The 1,174-nt window shown below is 43.9% G+C and carries 1 protein-coding gene; it reads right to left on the reverse strand.

The features are described from left to right. Positions 1–2: 2 nt before the first annotated feature. The gene (locus DW121_RS15490; protein WP_118324495.1) at positions 3–1,094 is read right to left on the reverse strand and encodes an MraY family glycosyltransferase; all 1,092 of its coding nucleotides are present in this window, start codon (positions 1,092–1,094) and stop codon (positions 3–5) included. Between the last annotated feature and the right edge of the window lie 80 nt (positions 1,095–1,174).

A 1,174-nucleotide genomic window follows, 5' to 3' on the forward strand; every position in this document is an offset into this window, starting at 1 on the left:
TTTTATTTTTTATCTCTCAAATAATCCCACCACAGATTCAGCCCTATCCAAATCACAATATCAGCAATCAACATCACCGTATTACTCACATAAGGCATCAACAGAATATTCGCCGCACTGAAAGCACAAGACATACAAAGCAAGCTCAGCATAGCCTTTCTCGGTGACAGACCGATAGCCAGCAATTTATGGTGAATATGATTCTTGTCCGGTTCAAAAGGGCTGTGCCCTTCACGAATACGAACCAAAACCACACGAATGACATCGAAAGAAGGTATTATCAGCGTGCTGAAAGCAATGATGAAAGCGCCTTCGGTATAAGGCATGACATCAGGATTCAGCTGGCTGTACTTTATGGCAAGGAAACTAAGCGTATAGCCCAAGGTCAGACTTCCCGTATCACCCATAAATATCTTGCGGGCACGCTCGGCGCTGCCGAAAACGTTGTAATAAAAAAACGGGACAAGCACACCGAAAGTGCCGGCAGCGAGCATGGCATAACTCCAAAGCCCTTTCTCTATAAAAAGAAAAGTGAATATCAATAAAGCCACACTGCTCAAACCCGAAGCAAGACCGTCTATGCCGTCTATCAGATTGATTGCATTGGTTATGAAAACAACTGTAAGAACAGTGAAAGGCATACCTATATATGCGGATATTTCATGTATGCCGAACAAACCGTACAAATCATTTATCCAAAGTCCCGATAAGGGAAAAAGGGCCGCACAAAATATCTGGATAATAAACTTCTGGCGGTAACGGACACCGACAAGGTCATCGGCAATACCTGTCAGGTAAAGCAAGGTCATGCCGCAAGCAAACAGCAATAACTCCGGCAACAAATAGCCGGCATAGACTGTGGAAATACTATCGCCGCACAACAGGCGGAAAGTATAGACAAGACAGAAAGAAAACAAGGTGGTCGGAAAGAAAGAAACACCACCCAGACGGGGAATGGCTTTCTTATGCACCTTGCGCTCGTCCGGAATGTCGAACAGTTTCTTACGCATGGATATCAGCAAGATACGCGGAATCAGCATACGGGCTATCAATGCCGATATCAAAAAGGTTAGAATAATAAAGAAAAGGTTCACGTGGGTGATGGAATAATAAGGTAACAAAGTAGTAAGGCTATAGGGCGATAAGGGGGTAAAGGTGTTATTCTATAACCTCA

The organism is Bacteroides sp. AM10-21B (genome assembly GCF_003472565.1).
Classification (GTDB): domain Bacteria; phylum Bacteroidota; class Bacteroidia; order Bacteroidales; family Bacteroidaceae; genus Bacteroides; species Bacteroides propionicigenes.